This is a genomic window from Escherichia sp. MOD1-EC6162 (assembly GCF_002965125.1).
GTDB classification, from domain to species: Bacteria; Pseudomonadota; Gammaproteobacteria; order Enterobacterales; family Enterobacteriaceae; genus Escherichia; species Escherichia marmotae.
Map to the genome: position 1 here is coordinate 1 of NZ_PTSB01000020.1, position 17,503 is coordinate 17,503.

Consider the following 17,503-nt stretch of genomic DNA (forward strand, 5'->3'; position numbering starts at 1 on the left):
ATTTAATACCATTAGCTATTTGTTGCGTTTATATTGCAATAGTTAATTTGCTTTAAATCAATAAAACAATATGTTTACATTGCGGTAACTTTTGAAGCGTGAGAAATTTGTTCCCAGGAGATACAGACTCTTAACAACCAAAAATAAATTCTATTAAGGAACATGTTATGAAACGTTCAATTATTGCTGCCGCTGTCTTTTCTTCTTTTTTCATGAGTGCTGAGGTATTTGCTGCTGATGTTGATACCGGGACTTTAACCATTAAAGGGAATATTGCAGAGTCCCCATGTAAATTCGAAGCAGGTGGTGATTCAGTAAGTATTAATATGCCGACTGTACCAACTACTGTCTTTGATGGTAAATCTAAATATTCTACCTATGATGATGCGGTCGGTGTAACCAGTAGCATGTTAAAAATTAGCTGTCCGAAAGAGGTTGCTGGTGTAAAACTTTCGTTGATTACCAACGATAAAATAACCGGCAACGATAAAGCTATAGCCAGTAGTAACGATACCGTGGGCTACTATCTCTATTTAGGTGATAACAGCGATGTCCTGGATGTTTCTGCACCTTTTAATATTGAAAATTATAAAACAGCGGATGGTCAATATGCGATCCCGTTTAAAGCGAAATATCTGAAACTGACAGAAAACTCAGTGCAATCAGGTGATGTAGTATCTTCTTTAGTTATGCGTGTAGCCCAGGATTAATAATTAAATAAATTTTCAAGTTTCTCCAGGTAATAGGCATGGCCGCTATCCCCATGGCGGCCTTTTAATTTAAAGAGGAATTAAGATGAAAGGATTATTACCCTTGCTCATCTCTTCGATGGTTTTTCCTGCACATGCCGGAGTTGTTATCTACGGGACACGTATTATTTACCCGGCAGAAAAAAAAGAAGTGATGGTACAGTTGATGAATCAGGGTGATCGCTCTTCGCTGCTTCAGGCGTGGATTGATGATGGTGATACTTCACTCCCACCAGAAAAAATCCAGGTTCCTTTTATGTTAACGCCACCAGTGGCAAAAATAGGGGCAAATTCCGGGCAGCAAGTAAAAATTAAAATCATGCCGAATAAACTGCCCACTAATAAAGAGAGTATTTTTTATCTGAATATTCTGGATATTCCACCAAATAGTCCAGAACAAGAAGGCAAGAATGCACTGAAGTTTGCGATGCAAAACAGAATTAAATTGTTTTATCGACCGGCGGGTATCCCACCGGTAAACAAAGCAATATTTAAAAAATTGCTGGTGAATCGCAGTGGTAATCATTTGGTGATAAAAAATGACTCAGCGAATTGGGTAACGATTTCTGATGTAAAAGCCAATAATGTCAAAGTTAATTATGAAACTATCATGATTGCACCATTAGAAAGTCAGAGTGTTAACGTAAAAAATAATAATGCAAATAGCTGGCATCTGACCATTATTGATGATCATGGCAACTATATTAGTGACAAAATTTAATTGCAGGAGCTGCCTATGTTGAGAATGACCCCACTTGCATCAGCAATCGTTGCGTTATTGCTCGGCATTGAAGCTTATGCGGCTGAAGAAACCTTTGATACCCATTTTATGATGGGGGGAATGAAAGACCAACAGGTTGCTCATATTCGTCTGGATGATAATCAACCTTTGCCTGGCCAATATGAAATCGATATTTATGTTAATAAACAATGGCGCGGTAAATATGAAATTAGCGTTAAAGATAATCCGCAAGAAACGTGTTTATCGAGGGATATTATCAAACGGTTAGGTATTAATACCGATAACTTTGCCAGCGACAAGCAATGTTTAACATTAGAGCAACTTGTTCAGGGGGGGAGTTATGCCTGGGATATCGGCGTTTTTCGTCTCGATTTCAGTGTTCCGCAAGCCTGGGTGGAAGAGCTGGAAAGTGGCTATGTTCCACCGGAAAACTGGGAACGGGGAATTAATGCGGTTTACACCTCTTATTATGTGAGTCAGTATTACAGCGACTATAAAGCGTCGGGAAATAGCAAAAGTACCTATGTACGTTTTAACAGCGGGTTAAATTTTCTGGGGTGGCAACTGCATTCTGATGCCAGTTTTAGCAAAACAGATAACAATACAGGGGAGTGGAAAAGCAATACACTGTATCTGGAACGTGGATTTTCTCAAATTCTCGGCACGCTGCGTATTGGTGATATGTACACGTCAGCCGATATATTTGATTCCGTTCGCTTCAGCGGAGTTCGGTTATTTCGTGATATGCAGATGTTGCCAAACTCGAAGCAAAATTTTACCCCGCGGGTACAGGGGATTGCCCAGAGTAACGCGCTGGTAACTATTGAACAGAACGGTTTTGTCGTTTATCAGAAAGAGGTTCCACCAGGCCCGTTTTCGATTAGTGATTTGCAGTTAGCGGGCGGAGGTGCGGATCTTGATGTGAGTGTTAAGGAAGCCGATGGTTCAGTTACTACATATCTGGTGCCTTATGCGGCAGTACCTAATATGCTGCAACCCGGCGTGTCGAAATATGATTTTGCAGCGGGCCGTAGTCATATTGAAGGTGCGAGCAAGCAAAGTGATTTTGTCCAGGCAGGTTATCAGTATGGTTTTAATAACTTATTGACGCTGTATGGCGGCACGATGATTGCTAATAATTACTACGCGTTTACCCTGGGAACAGGTTGGAACACGCGCATTGGCGCAATTTCAGTCGACGCAACTAAATCGCACAGTAAGCAAGACAATGGTGATGTGTTTGACGGGCAAAGTTATCAAATTGCTTATAACAAATTTTTGAGCCAAACATCGACACGTTTTGGTCTGGCGGCCTGGCGTTATTCGTCGCGTGATTACCGGACGTTTAACGATTATGTGTGGGCAAATAATAAAGATAATTATCGTCGTGATAAAAACGATGTCTATGACATTGCCGATTATTACCAGAATGATTTTGGTCGCAAAAATAGCTTTTCCGCCAATATGAGTCAGTCAATGCCAGAAGGCTGGGGATCTGTGTCATTAAGTACTTTATGGCGGGATTACTGGGGGCGTAGCGGCAGCAGTAAAGATTATCAGTTGAGTTATTCCAATAATTTGCAACGGATAAGCTATACCCTCGCGGCAAGTCAGGCATATGACGAGAATCATCATGAAGAGAAACGCTTTAATATTTTTATATCGATACCCTTTGACTGGGGAGATGACGTTACGACGCCTCGTCGGCAAATATATATGTCTAACTCAACGACGTTTGATGATCAGGGTTTTGCCTCAAATAATACGGGATTATCAGGAATAGTAGGGAGTCGAGATCAGTTCAATTATGGTGTCAACCTGAGTCATCAACATCAGGGAAATGAAACGACAGCAGGGGCGAATTTAACCTGGAACGCGCCTGTGGCGACAGTGAATGGCAGTTATAGTCAGTCGAGTAATTATCGGCAGGCTGGAGCCAGTGTTTCAGGGGGCATTGTCGCCTGGTCAGGTGGCGTTAATCTGGCTAATCGTCTTTCTGAAACTTTTGCCGTGATGCATGCGCCGGGAATTAAAGATGCTTATGTGAATGGGCAAAAATATCGCACCACGAACCGTAATGGTGTCGTGGTATACGACGGAATAACTCCTCATCGGGAAAATCACCTGATGCTGGATGTATCGCAAAGTGACAGTGAAACAGAATTACGCGGTAACCGTAAAATTGCCGCCCCTTATCGCGGCGCGGTCGTTCTGGTCAATTTCGACACCGATCAACGCAAACCCTGGTTTATAAAAGCATTAAGAGTGGATGGGCAACCGTTAACATTTGGCTACGAAGTCAATGATATCCACGGTCATAATATTGGCGTTGTCGGCCAGGGAAGTCAGCTTTTTATTCGCACCAATGAAATACCACCAGCGGTTAATGTGGCAATTGATAAGCAACAAGGGCTTTCATGCACAATCACCTTCGGTAAAGAGATTGATGAAAGTAAAAATTATATCTGTCGGTGAGAGGTGGAATATGATTTTCAGAAATGGAATGTTACTAATTTTTATTTTATGGGCTAATTTTACCTGGGCTGGATGTCGTACCACTGCATCATTAAATATTACTGATAGTATTAATGTGGGGGAGATTTTAGCGAATGAGGTTTCCTTTAGTAAAAGTGTCGTGTTTACGGGGATATCTTGTGATACGAGCACGGATAAAATAGTCTATAAAAATATCCAAAGTGATTGGGTTGAAGTTGGACCTTTTGGTAATGGCGAAAAGTTAAAGGTTAAAATAGAGTCTTTAGGTAAAACCAGTGACACGATTGGGAAATCCAGCAATGCGCAGGCAGTATTACCCTATGTGGTTAAAATATCCAAAGGTACACCTGATTTTACTGGAGAAAGAAAACCTACCTGGTTTATTTCAGATACTGTGATTGCAAATATTGGCGGTGAGTCATCTTCATCCATTGACTTTTGGTTGGGCATTTGTAAGACATTGAAGATTAACTGGTGTGTAAGTTATCTCACCAGTAAACTGGCGGGGGATACATTTACGCTTGGGTTAAGTATTTCCTATTATCCTAAAAATACGACCTGTAAGCCTGAAAACACAATAATAAAAGTAGATGATATTGCCTTGTCCCAACTCAGAAGTCAGGGAAAGATTACGGCGAACAGTAAGGAAGGAATAATTACGTTGAAGTGTGATAATCTTTTCGGCGGCACAAAACAAGCATCGCGGAATATGGTCGTATATCTTTCCAGCAGTGACTTAGTTACAGGAAGCAATACAATTTTGCGTGGCAACATAGATAATGGTGTAGGATTTGTTTTGGATCTAAAAGAACCACCAAAAGGGACTGAAGCAGCCATCAAAATTTCTGCTAGCGGCGATCAGGGCGCGGCGACATCATTATGGAAAACAGATAAACCCGGAGCTCCTTTAAATAGTAATATTATTAATATACCTGTCCTGGCCAGTTACTATGTATACGATAAAAATAAAGTTAAATCGGGTGCACTTGAGGCAACCGCACTGATCAACGTGAAATACGACTAATAACAAACAAGACGAGCAAGTGGCTAATAATAAAAAATAATAAGGTGTCTGCATTTCCCCCTCTCTCCGAGGGGGCTTTTTTTAGCGATGATAAAAAATCTCACCGTCGTAGGCTTTAATGATTTTTCCGTCGGTATCATTGATCAGCACATATGCACCGCCCATATAGGTCCAGTGGGTTCCAGCGTCAGGTGCGGGCAAGTTACGCAACTGCCACTGCTTAATGTTGTACTCATCGGTACGGTACATTTCTGGTACGGTGTCACCTGGTTTGAAATGCTTGAAGTCAGCAATGAAACTGCTTAACTCATACTTCGAAATTCCCGAGGCATTGGTCGAACCCGCGGTGGCTGGTGCGGCCCATGCTGCGCTGGTTACCAGCAAAAGCGCACCCAGCAACATCTTATTTTTTATGGTCATATACTCTCCACTTTGGGGATCAGTAAAATCAGTCGCATATCTTTCCTGCCATACAATATAACCGACAAGAGATATTTTGTTAGTGATCCCATGATTTCGTAAAAAGTGTAAATGAAAGGATGCAGCAAAAGCATCCTCATTGAGCGAGAAGTGAGCGGAATAAGCTGATTTAAGAATCATCCTGGGCTAAAGGGATAACGAAGCCCAGGTGATTGTTTTATCTCATAATACCCATAAAGCCATGCACTCCCATATACAATCCGACTAAACCAATTAACAGACTGGAAAAATAGGGGGCGCGTTTAGCGAGAGTGTTAAATCCGCTCCAGCGTTTTGCAACCTGCTGAACACTGATTGCTGCGCCAACGCCTACGGTGACCAGCGTTAATGCCAGGCCGATGCTGAAACTGACGACCAGAGTTGCACCCAATGTGAGGGCTTTCAACTGAATGCAAATCAACAACACTGTTATTGCCGCAGGGCAGGGGATAAGCCCGCCGGTTAAGCCAAACAGCAAAATTTGCCAGTTGGTGACCTCTCTACCATCAAAGCGTCGTTTAATGTCACTGGCATGAGCCAGCGCATGAGCATCCTGATACTCGTCGCTCTGACCATGCTCGTGATGGTGATGATGTTCGTGATCATGGTCGTGATGATGTTCATGGTCATGATGGTGATGCTCGTGCATATTCTCAAGCCAGTTTCTTTCACCGCGCCAGGTACGCCAGAACATCCAGAATGCGGTGCCAAGAATGATCACCGCGGAAATCAACTGAAGCCACGGCTCCGCTGACTGCGCAGTAAAGCGTTTGCTGATCACCATCCCGCCAAAGGCAATCAACCAGACCACCGCCGTATGTGAAATAGTTGCCGCCAGTCCAAGCATCACCGCCTGTTTAATGGTGCCTTTAATGGCGATGATAAACGCTGCCATCATCGTTTTTGAGTGCCCTGGCTCCAGCCCATGAAGCGCACCAAGTAAGATGGCGCTGGGGATGAAAAACCAGGCGTTTCCTTGCTGAAGAAGAGTGGTAAATTCGGTCATGATAATAATTCTTAGTATTAAATCGACGCCCTGATTCTACTCCCCCCCAGTACATGATACTACCCCCCAGTAGATTAATAGTGCTATGATTTTTCATTATCTTGTTAACCAGGTGTTGCCATGTCTCATACCATCCGTGACAAACAGAAACTGAAAGCGCGCGCCAGTAAGATTCAGGGACAGGTTGTTGCGCTCAAGAAAATGCTCGACGAGCCGCACGAATGTGCTGCCGTACTACAACAGATTGCCGCCATTCGTGGTGCGGTAAACGGCTTGATGCGAGAAGTGATTAAAGGCCATCTGACGGAACACATTGTTCATCAGGGCGATGAATTAAAGCGTGAAGAAGATCTGGATGTCGTTCTGAAGGTGCTGGATTCTTATATAAAATAATTTCACAACGTTATTGTAATATCGCCGTTTTTCCTCGTTTACAACGTGTGCGCGGGGCCTTACCATCCTTATCTGCGATCCATCATCGCAACCAAACGACTCGGGGTGCCCTTCTGCGTGAAGGCTGAGAAATACCCGTATCACCTGATCTGGATAATGCCAGCGTAGGGGGCCAAAATAGTCTTGAAAATTATGTGGTTGTATCTCTTTTTGACCATAAATCATGCTGTTAAGGTACAAAAAGGGGTCGTTTATGAGGTCAAGAACTCTCCCATACACATTTCAGCGAAACGGTAATTACTATCTACAAATCCGGCTTTCGGATGGTCGGATATACAAAAAATCACTTTTTACTGACAGTTATCGCGAAGCATCGGCGTTGATGATTGGCCTTACTCCGCACATTCCTTTCGTTAAATCACTCGCTACTCCGTTGCCGCAATTTAATAAGTTTGTTTCAAACTTGATCGCTTCGTCACGTAACGTAATGATTCCGTTGCCACTCCCTCAGCAATTGAACAATATTTCTAAAGAAGTTTTGCAGCTTCAACCACCAGCCAAACCGGAAAAGGTGCTAACACTTGCTGATGCGTGGGCTATGTACAAGGAGGAAAGAGGTCGAAATTGGACAAAATCGATCTCAATGGCAAATGAGCGTTATATGGAGGTATTGCTTGTTGTCTTGGGAAAAGAAACAGACGTAACGGCAATCACCAAACAAGATATTAAGCGAGTAATGGAAACTGTCGAAAACTTACCAAAGCGTGTAGTGCAACCGTATAGGTCAATGACTATTCAGCAACTAATCGAATGTGATGATGTGCTGCCAGAGGATTTAGTTGGTGCTGAGGCTGTACATAAGCACCTTAAAATCTACAAATCGTTATTCAAAACATTTCTGACTGAAAACAAAGATATTCTATCTAAGTCTCCGACTGATGGAATAGTAGCGGCACCATCCAAAGCTAGGTTTGGTGCATACAGTGCAGCAGAAATGAAAAAATTTGTAGGATGGGCACTAAAGCAGCCTGATGGATGGCAGAAGTGGATCACTTTGTTGTTGGCGTACACAGGAGCCAGAAGAGGTGAGATTGCTAAACTGGAGAAGTCGCAGATCAAATTTGATGAAGATAGCCAGCGGCACTATCTTCTGATCGCGGAAAGAAGGCTGGGTAAAACTGAGAATGCTACAAGACAGGTAGTGATTCATCCCAAACTGATTGAGTGGGGGTTTCTGGATTTTGTTAACCGCCAATGGAAAGAGAAAATCTTTTCGGAAGTCTCAGGTCGAAATATGTCAAAGATAGGTAAAGTTCTTTCAGATGTTCGTGATCAGCTTGATATTCCTTATCTTGATGATTATGGGCAGCGGCGCTTGGTGCATAGTTTCCGGCATACTATGATTTCTACTTGTTTAGCTGGTTGGGTGAGTAATTTGGCGCATCTGCAACAGGTGGTAGGTCATGAAAAGAGTGGAGTAGGGATTACCCAGCGTTATCTGCACACATTCCCACTTTCCACCGTTTGTTATGTGATCGATGGTCTTTGTTGGGAGACTTAGTTATTCGTGTATCTTTCTTAGTGTATAACCAGCTAATAATTTGTAGATTTTTATTGTCTGAGATCAAAAATTTTCACAACTAATTTACAATAATAACTTAAGATGAATTTAGGCTTAGTGAGTCTTCTATGGTTAAAAATTTAGGCAAAAAATACAAGTATGGCGATCAACCGATAAGAGCTATTACCATACAGATAATTGCTAATCAGTTTGGTGGGGCTGCAACGGCTAAGCAGGTAGATGATTATCTTAGAAAGCTATTTCCATCTTATAAAGATAATACTTGGCTCAATTTAATTGCTAATACAGTTAATTGTAAGCGGAGCTACTGGAGTTTCAACAAAACTGCCCGACGAACTGATGATGTAACTCATCGGCATCATAAGTATGACCGATTGTTCAAGCGTGGAAATATTTTTGAAATCTATCAACCATCTGTGCACGGTATTTGGGAATTATACCAGGATTTAGAAGGGATGTGGCGTTATCGTCAAGTAAAATCGGTTTTCGAAGAAGCTGTTGGGACGGCTGCAAAATTATCTTCAGTGGAACGAAAGCAAATTTTAGCGACAGAAAGTAAAATCCCGGAACTAATCGAAGTAACAACACGAGTTTATAAACGAAGCCCATATGTAGTTGCTGAAGTTCTTTTGAGAGCAAATGGAAAATGTCAATATTGTAAGCGAGATGCTCCTTTTCTAAAGGAAGATGGTACTCCATTTCTAGAAGTTCATCATATTGAGTGGCTTTCAAAGGGGGGGGAGGACTCTGTGGAAAATGCTATTGCATTATGTCCTAATTGCCATAGACAAGCCCATTATGGCGATCTGACATTGCTACCTGTTAATAAATAGGCTTGATGAAAGTTCTATTTCTATATTTTTCAATATACAAATTTCCCCAAAAACGGCGTGAATATCACGCCGATCAATCATACTTCAGAACACATACTCAATGTGTAAACAGCCATCTCTCCATCGGGATTAGAAGGGCGTAATACAAATATCGGTATACTGCCATTGTCAATGTATGTGGCTGCAACCCCTCCGTCAGGTGTAGCATACATCTTTGCGATGCTTTTTTGACCTACAAAATCAAGTCTCCAAGTTTTACCGCCAAGATTTATGGTCATTTTTTTATCTTGTATATCAAAAGTTGAATCTACAGAAACTTTCTGACTTCCCGAGTCAATATGACCTTCCTGTATTGCTTTACAGGAAAAGGTTGTGGCGTGGCCCATTACTGGAATTAACAAAGCGGCAAATACTAGTTTTTTCATTTGTCTCCCTTGGTGTGTCAAATGGATGGTGATGCTAATAATACATGATTGATTCAAAATGTCACGATTAGTGCGTGGTTAATTGGTGCGTCAAATTGCATCTTTGTGCCATGCGAAAGAATCTGAGATACCTTTTTGGACAACGAGTAAAAGAGTTCCGTATAGCTATTGGCTTAAGCCAAGAGGCCTTTGCAGATCGGTGTGGTTTTGCACGTAGTTATATGAGTCGAATTGAGCGTGGTTGCTCTAATGCATCTCTTGATGCAATTGAGGTTCTGGCTGACGCTTTGCGTATTGAGCCTTGGCAGTTACTAGCTTCTGATTCAAGGAAACCTGATGATCAGGAGGTACTTGTTCCTTATGCTGCAGATGGGTCGTGTTTTCATCCAGGATTGGCAAGTACTCGCGATGGTTCGTTTAGAGTAGGGGAAAAATCAGCCCAGAAACGTTTCAGTTCGTTCAATGAAGCTCTCGAATACCTTCGTGGAATGGAAACCGCGAAGTGGCGTAGGCCTAATGCTAGTGGTAATTGGGGAATTGTATCTGCGGTTAAATGGGATCGACTGAATCAATAAGATATCAGTAATTTTCGGGCCACTCCACAAGGCAATAAGTGGCTTAGTGGTGATTGTCGAAGGGGAATACAAGCGAGCACCTAGGCACCATTGCAAGAACCGCTCAACGCTGAGATCAGCAAGCCCCGATTTCTGCCGACCGTCCCTGTCAAATATCAAGGAGGCATTACGCCTCCTCTTCTTCCTTCTTAATTCGCTGTACCGTCGAAGGAGCAACATTAAAGATCTCGGCGGTTTTACGCACTGACACGCCATCAGAAAGGGCTTTCTTTATACCTTCTCTATCCACTGCCTTACCTTTACCACGCTTTGTAGGATTGACGGCTTGCGCTTCTCGTTTACGTTCTAACATCAGTTCACGTTCGCACGTTGCCACTGCCGACAACATAGTAAGCATCATTTTTCCCATCGCGCTTGTAATGTCTGCAATGATCCCTTCTTTGTGAAAGCGAACAATTACACCACGATTATTAAGTTGTTCAACTAAAGCAAGAATGTCTAAGGTGTTACGTCCAAGACGATCAAGAGAGTGGACGTGTAAGGTGTCGCCTTCTCTCAGATAGGATAAACACGCTTGTAAGCCTGGACGGTTAGTGTCTTTACCGGACAGCTTATCTTCAAAAACCTTATCGAGATTTACTCCTGCAAGCTGGCGATCAGTGTTCTGATCTACAGTGCTCACACGCTTATAGCCGATATTGCTCATAAAATCCCCTTAATGTATCGATTTGGCACTATTCCAATGCAAATGAGTATATCGTATTCATTTGATCTGTTTCAAGCCTTATGGGTACGGAATATTACTCGATTTAGATGTATTCATTTGGTATGCCTAATGGATACACAGGGGAATAGATTAAATGGTGTTCTGTTTATACAGGTTTATTTGTTAGATCAACAATTTGGCATTTCTAAACAGATGTTTGAACGTTGCCAAATGTCTTGACAACACAAGAAAAGGGCTTGCTATGCCACGCATTACACGAAATAAGGCTGTAAAAACAAAATAAATTTTAAAATTTGCACAAACGAGAAAACTCGCTCAGAAACAAGCAGAACAATTTTTAGCCAACAATTTCTGATGGTGCTCTGTAAGCCGCATTACACAAGGCTTTGCGAAAGTGCTGTAAAAGTGAAGAAAGTTAACATTGCACTTTTAAGCTACTTTTCATTGGATTTTTTAGTAGGGAATTACACAGGGAATAGAGAGCATTATTCTATGATTTACACAGGGAATATAGGGGATTATGGCACACACATAGAAAGGCATTACACAGAGTGCTATGTGACAAATGGATGTAACGAGAGGTTACATTCAGCTATCTGAAATGCTCTCTGTAAGAAAGTTGGTAGTAACGATACGTTACATAGAATAATTATTGAATGTAACGATATTACACATCGGTAGTAACGATACGTTACATCGGAAGATGATTGGATGTAACGAAAGGTTACACAATAAGATATATTATTTATAATACTAAATAAAACTATATTATATTATTAATTAGATCATAATAATATTCTTTATATCTATATATATGATCTTTTTGCCTTCCGGCGTTTGCTTCACTCTCTGGCAAGCAGCCTTACTCCGCTACCTTTGGGCTTCGTGGCTGGCCCGTTACGCTCACACCGAAAGCAAAGTGTTACTCTTTCTTCGTGTAACTATCGTTAGCGGTAACGCCCACGAAGAAATACTATTGCGCTGTGCGCAGTAAGAGTAATCACCTAAACAATCATACTGATTGCTTACGTGTAAACTCTCTCTAACTCTTAATTACCCTCCTACATTTAATAACTCTGTTATTCGTGTAGTTGTGTAATTACTTCGAAGAGAGAGCGGCTAAAGCTCAATTACACTCTGCTTTCCTCGTGTAATTTCACTAAGCCTCAATACAATTTCACTTCCTACATTCTGTAGTCGTGTAATTGTTTTCGGTGGAAAAGCCAGAGGCGACACCGAAAGAGAATTCTGATCTTATTAATCTTATCTATCTTAGTTAATCTTCTTACTTTATCTTACTTACTTTATCTACTTTATTATTAATAATAGCTTTATAAGCTCTCTGTGTAGCTCTCTGACGCAAGAAACAGCATTCAGGAAGGGAATCACCTTAGAAAAGTGTTCTTTGCGTCATAATGTGTTTTATGAAGGATTCAGAGGTCTTTCATAACACAAGGTATAGAGGATACTTTAGTTAATTAAAAATAAGGGGTCTAAATGCTTCTCTAACAGCATTAAGCAGGGTAGGGAATAGAAACGCATTGTCTACATATATAAACTCACTACAGGGCTTTACAGAACGTTTTATAAAGTAACTAATCTAAGAACTCTCTATCTTATATCTACCATCACCTTTTCATATACCTGACAAATACAAATTAAGCCCCTTAAATAAGCTTCTGGCGAGCTAAACAGCCATTACATAAGGGAATGTATTGCTTTTATCAAAACTTCGTTAGAACGCGTTTTAGCGCATTTTGGCTGGTAATAAAGAATAGCATTACATATAAGAGCACGAATTGCTAAGAAAAAATGTAACTACATTAAAAATATCAACTTTTTATGAAAAGATATTGACAAATGTCTCTTTCTATGTAATAATAGGTATTAGAGGGATAAGAATAGTTTCCTTTTCTATAAATAATCAAAATCAATGCACTTTGAAGCCGTCAGGTTTGCAAGGTGTTTTTTCTTTTAACCAAATAGAATAAGGAGGTTAATTAATGAAATATTTCACTCCACAGGATGTAGTGGAAGCCTGGAAACGTGGTGAGATCAACCGCTTTAAAGTAAGGATGCACAGGAACACCGCTCGCCGTTGTGGTTATCCAGAGCGTGAAAAATGTTTCGATGCAGCACTAAAAATTATTGATGAACTGCGAAAAAATGAAAAAGGATCTGAAAAAGAATCTGAAACAGAGTAAAGAAGAGAAGGAGAAAACTATGCTCGAAACTAAGAAACCAATTCCGCGCACTTACCTACACGTTGACCCTGAAACCTTCAAGGTTTTATTTGCTGAAGCCAAGAAAAGGCAAATTATGGTCAGTGATTTGATGTTAGGAATCATTACTGAAGCAGCAGAGAATATCAAACAAAAAAAGGTAAATGATCCTCATTCACTTTAGTAGCGCATTAAGCGTGATTTATAAGGAGATTATTCTAATGTCTAAAATTAAATTGATTCGTGAAAAATACCAGTATGTTGATAAACAAACAGGAGAAATTAAAGACCGAACTTTGAATATACCTCATTACTTTTGTGAGATTGAGTTTATCTACTCCTCAAGTGTTGGTGGTGGAAAAGTTAAGTTTAGTGCAGAAATGCAAAAATTATATTGCTATGTTTCAGATTGGGATAAATCAGGGGGAATATGTTTTGAAACACAAACGAAGTTAAGTAAAGTTTGTAGCTGTAGCCGTAAGACAGTTAATGAATTGATTGGTCTTATGATTAAAATCGGTCTTTTAGAAGAGGTCGGAGAACGAATTCCAAAACGTCCTTTAAAATTACGTGCGCTACCTCTCACAGATGCACATATTACTCCCCCAGGAGAATCATCACTCTCTGATCTTTCTGAGGCAGAAGAAGCACAGGAACAACCTAAAGGCCATAAACAGCCTTCTTTTGATGTTCTTGATGATTGGTTGGATGCGCCTTTACCGTGGGAGACGGAAGAAACTCCTGTTTCACCAATATTTGATGAAAAGGTAACGAATGATAGGGAGGATGTGTTAGAAAATTTTGCCTCTCTTATTATCAAGCAGAAGCATACAAGAACAGGAGGAGCATCATTTATAGAATTTGCAACATCGTTAGCCTATAAGCACAGGTTAAAGCTACCAAATGGTATTGAGGCATATTTTTCTAAGAAACATTCCAAAGTATATGAAGACTTTGATATTCCATTTTAATAAGGAGGGTTATGATTCAATATTTAGTGAAAAATAAAATAGAATTCATCTATTCCACTCTCTAAAAATCTCTCTGTGTAATATAAAATGAAAATATTATGGTATTAGCTATGTGTTGGTTATTGTTCTTTCTGGCCTTAGAAACATATGCAAGTAAGTCTGGAAAACGAAAGTAATATATTGATGATTTGTTTGTTATAACTTCGTGGTGTCAAGTCCAGCAGCTTTGAGTCGCTCGGTAAGATTTCTCATTTTGCTGAACTCTGTACCAAAGCTGGCTTTAAATCCTACACCTCCACAAAACTCTTTTGCCGTAACCTTTTTAAGATGGTCAGCATATTTGATCATCTGGAGGTGCATTACCATCGTTTGGCTATTTCGTGGTGCGCTGCTAATGGCTTGCTTAATGTTCTCGTAGATCTGGGTTTCTGTCATTTTTTATCTCACCTATCAAATTTAGAAAAATAATATTAATTAGCTAATTAATATAATCAATGGTTTTCACCATCTGAATGATAGTCGTTAATTGTTTCTTTTTCATTCCTTCTATGGGGTACAAAATGGGGTACACAGAGAAGAAGCAATTAATGGAGGCGAGCTTGCATCTGCAAGCCACTTCCCCTAAGCTGGCACAAAATATAGAGATTCAACCAAACGACTCGGGGTGCCCTTCTGCGTGAAGGCTGAGAAATACCCGTATCACCTGATCTGGATAATGCCAGCGTAGGGAAGTCACAGACCATCAGGTCATTGCTTCTTCACGTTATGGCAGGAGCAAACTATGCAAGTCGACCTGCTGAGTTCCGCGCAATCTGCGCGCATGTTACACCTCTTTCACCAACACTCTCCCCTTGTGCATTGCATGACCAATGATGTGGTGCAAACCTTTACTGCCAATACCTTACTGGCGCTCGGTGCATCGCCAGCGATGGTTATCGAAACCGAAGAGGCCAGTCAGTTTGCGGCCATCGCCAGTGCCTTGCTGATTAACGTAGGCACACTGACGCAGCTACGAGCACAAGCGATGCGTGCTGCCGTAGAACAGGCAACACGCTCCCAAACCCCCTGGACGCTTGATCCGGTCGCGGTTGGCGCACTCGAATATCGCCGTCATTTTTGCCACGAACTTTTATCGTTAAAGCCAGCGGCGATACGCGGTAATGCCTCTGAAATTATGGCATTAGCTGGTATCGCCAATGGTGGTCGCGGTGTGGATTCCACCGACGCCGCAGCCAACGCGTTACCCGCAGCACAAACACTGGCGAATGAAACCGGGGCTGTCGTCGTGGTCACGGGCGAGGTAGATTATGTTACCGATGGTCGTCGCATCGTTGGCATTCACGGCGGCGATCCGTTAATGACCAAAGTAGTAGGAACTGGTTGTGCATTATCGGCAGTTGTCGCTGCCAGTTGTGCATTACCGGGCGATACGCTGGAAAATGTTGCATCTGCCTGCCACTGGATGAAACAAGCCGGAGAACGTGCGGTCGCCAGAAGCGAAGGGCCGGGCAGTTTTATCCCCCATTTCCTTGATGCGCTCTGGCAACTGACGCAGGAGGTGCAGGCATGAAACGGGTTAACGCTCTGACGATTGCCGGTACTGATCCGAGTGGTGGTGCGGGGATTCAGGCCGATCTTAAAACCTTCTCGGCACTTGGCGCTTATGGTTGTTCGGTAATCACCGCACTGGTGGCGCAAAATACCCGCGGTGTACAGTCGGTGTATCGCATTGAGCCTGACTTTGTTGCCGCACAACTCGACTCAGTGTTCAGCGATGTGCGAATCGATACCACCAAAATCGGCATGCTGGCAGAGACGGATATTGTTGAAGCGGTGGCAGAACGGCTGCAACGTTACCAGATCCAAAACGTGGTGCTGGATACCGTTATGCTGGCTAAAAGCGGTGATCCGCTGCTTTCACCTTCGGCGGTTGCCACGCTACGCAGTCAATTATTGCCGCAGGTTTCATTAATTACCCCAAATTTGCCGGAGGCTGCTGCTTTACTCGATTCTCCACACGCGCGTAATGAACAGGAAATGCTGGAGCAGGGGCGTGAATTATTGGCGATGGGCTGTGGTGCCGTGTTGATGAAAGGTGGTCATCTGGATGATGAGCAAAGCCCGGACTGGTTGTTTACCCGCGACGGCGAACAACGGTTTACCGCACCGCGTATTATGACCAAAAACACGCATGGCACTGGTTGTACATTATCTGCGGCGCTGGCAGCGCTGCGTCCGCGTCACACGAATTGGGCTGACACCGTACAGGAAGCAAAAAGCTGGCTATCAGCGGCGTTAGCCCAGGCCGACACGCTGGAAGTTGGCCACGGGAATGGTCCGGTTCACCACTTTCACGCCTGGTGGTGAGCATCATACTATAGCTGCTTTGGCATTTTTCAGCGTGTTCGCGCTGAAATTCAGGGATGAAACCAATGCAGCTAAAAATAGCCAGTCGAAAAAAATTCACCGCCTTGTTCTGCGCTCTGGGGCTAATTTCCATCGTGGCGATTTATCCTCGTCAGACGGTGAATTTTTTCTGGTCGACAGCAATTCAGATTAAAGACTACATCCACTTTTATGGTTATCGCCCGGTCAAATCTTTTGCTATTCGAATCCCTGCCAATTACACCATTCATGGTATTGATGTTTCACGCTGGCAGGCGCGGATCGACTGGCAACGTGTCGCAAAAATGCGCGACAACGGTATCCGCTTACAGTTTGCTTTTATTAAGGCTACGGAAGGCGAAAAGCTGGTAGACCCGTATTTCTCGCGTAACTGGCGTCAAAGCCACAAAAATGGCTTATTGCGCGGGGCATATCACTATTTTTCTCCGTCGGTCTCAGCTTCCGTTCAGGCGCGATTATTTCTGCAAACGGTGGATTTCTCACAAGGCGATCTGCCAGCGGTGCTGGACGTAGAAGAACGAGGGAAATTATCGGCAAAAGAATTACGCAAGCGGGTAAGTCAGTGGCTAAAAATGGTTGAAAAGAGCACGGGCAAAAAGCCGATTATTTATGCGGGGGCGACGTTTTATCACACGAATCTGGCGGGATATTTCAATGAATACCCGTGGTGGGTGGCCCATTATTATCAGCGACGCCCGGACAATGACGGCCTGGCCTGGCATTTCTGGCAGCATTCCGACCGTGGACAGGTGGATGGCGTAAATGGTCCGGTGGATTTTAATGTGTTTAATGGCACGGTGGAGGAGCTGCAGGCATTTGTGGGAGACACACTTACGAAGTAAATTATAAAAATCAGAATTTCGGGGGCTGATAAAACAGGTAAACAACCTGGT

At 42.4% G+C, this 17,503-nt stretch carries 19 protein-coding genes and 2 riboswitches; of the genes, 14 read left to right on the top strand and 5 right to left on the bottom strand.

What is annotated here, in order from left to right:
- The first annotated feature begins 167 nt into the window (after positions 1-167).
- From A9587_RS16335 to A9587_RS16350, 4 genes are all read left to right on the top strand, one after another.
- Positions 168-710, top strand: coding sequence for a fimbrial protein (locus A9587_RS16335; RefSeq protein WP_016248949.1), 543 nt, complete (start codon positions 168-170; stop codon positions 708-710).
- Positions 711-795: 85 nt separating this feature from the next.
- Positions 796-1,470, top strand: a complete 675-nt coding sequence (locus A9587_RS16340) for a fimbria/pilus periplasmic chaperone (protein WP_000677379.1) — start codon at positions 796-798, stop codon at positions 1,468-1,470.
- A 15-nt stretch (positions 1,471-1,485) separates the two neighbouring features.
- Complete coding sequence (locus A9587_RS16345; RefSeq protein WP_105263664.1) at positions 1,486-3,966, top strand: fimbrial biogenesis outer membrane usher protein; 2,481 nt, start codon at positions 1,486-1,488, stop codon at positions 3,964-3,966.
- Positions 3,967-3,976: 10 nt separating this feature from the next.
- Positions 3,977-5,011, top strand: a complete 1,035-nt coding sequence (locus A9587_RS16350) for a fimbrial protein (RefSeq protein WP_001516675.1) — start codon at positions 3,977-3,979, stop codon at positions 5,009-5,011.
- 81 nt (positions 5,012-5,092) lie between these two features.
- On the opposite strand, the gene rcnB is transcribed toward A9587_RS16350, so the two are convergent.
- Together rcnB and rcnA are read right to left on the bottom strand one after the other, a co-directional pair.
- A complete protein-coding gene (gene rcnB / locus A9587_RS16355) occupies positions 5,093-5,431 on the bottom strand; it encodes a Ni(II)/Co(II) efflux transporter accessory subunit RcnB (protein ID WP_000153060.1) in 339 nt (112 codons plus the stop codon).
- A 217-nt stretch (positions 5,432-5,648) separates the two neighbouring features.
- Positions 5,649-6,476: a nickel/cobalt efflux protein RcnA gene (gene rcnA, locus A9587_RS16360; RefSeq protein ID WP_000134639.1), complete on the bottom strand. Its 828-nt coding sequence runs from the start codon at positions 6,474-6,476 to the stop codon at positions 5,649-5,651.
- A 120-nt stretch (positions 6,477-6,596) separates the two neighbouring features.
- Here rcnA and rcnR point away from each other — a divergent pair, with 120 nt between their 5' ends.
- The 3 genes from rcnR (at position 6,597) to A9587_RS16375 (ending at position 9,284) form a co-directional block, all read left to right on the top strand.
- Complete coding sequence (gene rcnR, locus A9587_RS16365; RefSeq protein ID WP_000019944.1) at positions 6,597-6,869, top strand: Ni(II)/Co(II)-binding transcriptional repressor RcnR; 273 nt, start codon at positions 6,597-6,599, stop codon at positions 6,867-6,869.
- Between the two features lie 91 nt (positions 6,870-6,960).
- Positions 6,961-7,056, top strand: a riboswitch (TPP riboswitch).
- Positions 7,057-7,122: 66 nt separating this feature from the next.
- Entirely contained in the window at positions 7,123-8,430 is a 1,308-nt protein-coding gene (locus A9587_RS16370) for a tyrosine-type recombinase/integrase (protein WP_001257775.1), read from the top strand.
- A 128-nt stretch (positions 8,431-8,558) separates the two neighbouring features.
- Positions 8,559-9,284 (top strand): HNH endonuclease, encoded by a 726-nt coding sequence (locus tag A9587_RS16375; protein WP_000240374.1) that lies wholly within the window; start codon positions 8,559-8,561, stop codon positions 9,282-9,284.
- Positions 9,285-9,361: 77 nt separating this feature from the next.
- Here A9587_RS16375 and A9587_RS16380 read toward each other — a convergent pair whose 3' ends face one another.
- Positions 9,362-9,709, bottom strand: a complete 348-nt coding sequence (locus A9587_RS16380) for a hypothetical protein (protein ID WP_000737406.1) — start codon at positions 9,707-9,709, stop codon at positions 9,362-9,364.
- A gap of 110 nt (positions 9,710-9,819) precedes the next feature.
- Between A9587_RS16380 and A9587_RS16385 the strand changes: the two genes are divergently transcribed.
- On the top strand, positions 9,820-10,284 hold the full coding sequence (locus tag A9587_RS16385) for a helix-turn-helix domain-containing protein (protein ID WP_001316486.1): 465 nt from the start codon (positions 9,820-9,822) through the stop codon (positions 10,282-10,284).
- A gap of 166 nt (positions 10,285-10,450) precedes the next feature.
- Here the strand turns inward: A9587_RS16385 and A9587_RS16390 are convergent, their stop codons facing one another.
- Entirely contained in the window at positions 10,451-10,990 is a 540-nt protein-coding gene (locus A9587_RS16390; protein ID WP_000065230.1) for a recombinase family protein, read from the bottom strand.
- Positions 10,991-13,014: 2,024 nt separating this feature from the next.
- Here A9587_RS16390 and A9587_RS16395 point away from each other — a divergent pair.
- The 3 genes from A9587_RS16395 to A9587_RS16405 are packed head-to-tail and all read left to right on the top strand — an operon-like array spanning position 13,015 to position 14,204.
- Complete coding sequence (locus tag A9587_RS16395) at positions 13,015-13,215, top strand: hypothetical protein (protein WP_105263663.1); 201 nt, start codon at positions 13,015-13,017, stop codon at positions 13,213-13,215.
- 19 nt (positions 13,216-13,234) lie between these two features.
- Positions 13,235-13,417: a hypothetical protein gene (locus tag A9587_RS16400; RefSeq protein ID WP_000894473.1), complete on the top strand. Its 183-nt coding sequence runs from the start codon at positions 13,235-13,237 to the stop codon at positions 13,415-13,417.
- A 37-nt stretch (positions 13,418-13,454) separates the two neighbouring features.
- Positions 13,455-14,204, top strand: a complete 750-nt coding sequence (locus A9587_RS16405) for a hypothetical protein (protein WP_000034849.1) — start codon at positions 13,455-13,457, stop codon at positions 14,202-14,204.
- A 195-nt stretch (positions 14,205-14,399) separates the two neighbouring features.
- Here the strand turns inward: A9587_RS16405 and A9587_RS16410 are convergent, their stop codons facing one another.
- Positions 14,400-14,639, bottom strand: a complete 240-nt coding sequence (locus A9587_RS16410; RefSeq protein ID WP_105263662.1) for an HTH-like domain-containing protein — start codon at positions 14,637-14,639, stop codon at positions 14,400-14,402.
- A 215-nt stretch (positions 14,640-14,854) separates the two neighbouring features.
- Positions 14,855-14,951: riboswitch (TPP riboswitch) on the top strand.
- Between the two features lie 34 nt (positions 14,952-14,985).
- On the opposite strand from A9587_RS16410, the gene thiM reads away from it, so the two are divergent.
- From thiM to A9587_RS16425, 3 genes are all read left to right on the top strand, one after another.
- Positions 14,986-15,774, top strand: a complete 789-nt coding sequence (thiM, locus tag A9587_RS16415; protein ID WP_001195641.1) for a hydroxyethylthiazole kinase — start codon at positions 14,986-14,988, stop codon at positions 15,772-15,774.
- The gene (thiD, locus tag A9587_RS16420; RefSeq protein ID WP_016248946.1) at positions 15,771-16,571 is read left to right on the top strand and encodes a bifunctional hydroxymethylpyrimidine kinase/phosphomethylpyrimidine kinase; all 801 of its coding nucleotides are present in this window, start codon (positions 15,771-15,773) and stop codon (positions 16,569-16,571) included. The genes thiM and thiD overlap by 4 nt, the downstream gene beginning before the upstream one ends.
- A 65-nt stretch (positions 16,572-16,636) precedes the next feature.
- Complete coding sequence (locus tag A9587_RS16425; protein WP_016248945.1) at positions 16,637-17,452, top strand: glycoside hydrolase family 25 protein; 816 nt, start codon at positions 16,637-16,639, stop codon at positions 17,450-17,452.
- Positions 17,453-17,503 lie beyond the last annotated feature (51 nt).